Here is a 2,018-nt window from a genome sequence, read left to right as displayed (position 1 = left end):
CCTTGCCCGCCCAGCTGCCCGGCAGGGCCCGGCCCTCGCCGCTGGCCTCGCCCGTCTGCCGCAGCAGCGCCGCCGTCTCCTCCGGCCCCACCGGCTCCGACGGCATCCCCTGGGCGGCCAGCCGGGCCCGCAGCCGGGCGAGCGCGGCCACCACCGCGGCCCGCCCGCCGGCCGCGCCGCCGCCGCGCCGCCGCGCCGCCTCCGGCGCGTCCAGCGGCTCGTAGCGCAGCACCAGATGCGCCCGGACGGCCACAGGCCGTCCCCCGGAGGGCAGCTGCCGGTAGGCGACGGTGGGCTGGTAGCGGTAGTGGAAGTCCCACGGCGGCACCCCGAACTGCTCCACCAGCACCTGGGCGGCGGCCGGGCGCGCCGGGTCCCCGGTGAGCGCGTGCGCGACGAGGTCCACCGGCAGCGAGGGCACCGTCCCGCCGGGGAAGGCCAGCACGGCGGCGTACCCGCGGCCGTCCGCGAGCACGCCCACCGGCGGGCCGTTGCGGTCGGCGACCGCGGTGATGTCCAGGGCGGGGAGCAGCGTCCGGGCCAGGCCCAGCGTCCCGCGCCCGTACGGCGCCCCTGGGTGGCCGTGATCCCCTTCCCCGGCCGGGGCCGGGGGCCGGGTGTCCTGCCGCAGCCGGGCGGTGACCAGTTCGTCCGCCCACCGGCCGCGGCGCCGCAGCAGCGCCGCGGCCAGGACGGCGGCCCCGCCGCCGGCCAGCGCGCCGCCGGCGGTCCCGCCGACCGCGACCCCGGCCGCCGCCGCGCCGAGACCGGCTTCCAGGGCCACCCAGCGGGCCCTGCCGAATCCCCTGCTCATTCCTGGTCCCCCTGCTGTTCCACCACGGCGGCCAGCGGATCGAGCACGGGCCCGGCCGGCAGCAGTCCGACGAAACCGGCCGGCACGGTGGGCGCGGCGCCCGGCGCGTACCGCAGCCGTTCCACCGCCTCGGGCGAGGCGAACGGGTACGCCAGGCCGCCGTCGGTGACCAGGGTGTACGTGCCGCCCGCCCCGGCCGAGGTGGTGGCGCGCACCACCGCGCCGGAGCCGGCCGGCACCCAGATCTCGTCCAGCGCTCCGAGCCGCCCGTCCCCGGACCGCACCGGGGTGAGCCCGCCGGGCTCGGGGAGCGTGGCGGGCAGATGGACGGTGGCCTGCCACGGCGCGTCGCCCGGCCGGCCGCCGGGCGGGGTGCTGACGCACACCGGCTGGTTGCGGCCGGGGTCGGTGGCCACCGGACGGGCCTCGGGCCACGAGCGGTCGCCGGGGGCGGCCTCCGCCGAGCGGGGGGCCCGGGCGGCCTCGGTGGCGGAGACGGTGTGGTCGGTGGTGGCCTGCGCCCCGAGCAGGGTGTGCACCAGCTCCGGCAGCGAGACCAGGCCGTCCGGCCGGACCAGGAAGTACTGCGGGCTGCCGCCGCCGGGGGCAGTGTGCGCGAGGTCGCCGACGGCGGCCGGGAAGGGCAGGTCCGCTTCGGGCGCGTCGCCGGTGCCGCTGCCCGGATCGGGGAGGATGAGCGCGGGGCCCTCGGGCAGGGTCGCGAGGATCCGCAGCGGCAGCGGGACGGGGTCCCGGGTGAGGCTCAGCAGATCGCGGATGCCCTGGTCCAGGGCGTAGCGGCGGCCTTCGGTGAGGAGCCACAGGGCGCCGTCCTCGTCCTCGGCGAGCACCGTCGCGGGCTGCTCCGCGCCGGCGGCGGCTTCGGGGACGGAGACGTACAGGGCGGTTCTGGCCGGGTCGCCGCCGTTCTCGGCGGGGACGGCGCACAGCGTCCACGGACCGTCGACGAGCGCGTCGGCGGAGGGCAGCGCGTCGGGGGCGCCGGGGATGCCGACCGGGAGCCCGCGGAGGGCGGCGTCCAGGACGGTCTGGCGCACGGTGGTGACCTCGCCGCCGCCCGCCAGCAGCGCGGAGGCGAGGTTGAGCGCCGGGTGGACGGTGCCGTCGCTGACCACGTACCGGTCGCCGCTGCCGCCCGCGACGACGGCGCCGGTCGCGGGCAGTCCGGGGCCGCGGCCGGCGC

At 80.3% G+C, this 2,018-nt stretch carries 2 protein-coding genes; both read right to left on the bottom strand.

Going from position 1 to position 2,018, the window contains the following annotated elements:
• On the bottom strand, positions 1–814 hold an 814-nt coding region (locus tag ACFV5N_RS27395), incomplete at its 3' end, for a type VII secretion protein EccE (protein ID WP_385605107.1).
• On the bottom strand, positions 811–2,018 hold a 1,208-nt coding region (eccB, locus tag ACFV5N_RS27390; RefSeq protein ID WP_385605104.1), incomplete at its 5' end, for a type VII secretion protein EccB. The genes ACFV5N_RS27395 and eccB, both read right to left, overlap by 4 nt.

This window comes from Streptomyces sp. NPDC059853 (assembly GCF_042731495.1).
Taxonomy (GTDB): domain Bacteria; phylum Actinomycetota; class Actinomycetes; order Streptomycetales; family Streptomycetaceae; genus Streptomyces.
Note: the sequence above shows the minus strand (reverse complement) of the source record. Positions and strands in the feature narration are given on the sequence as shown.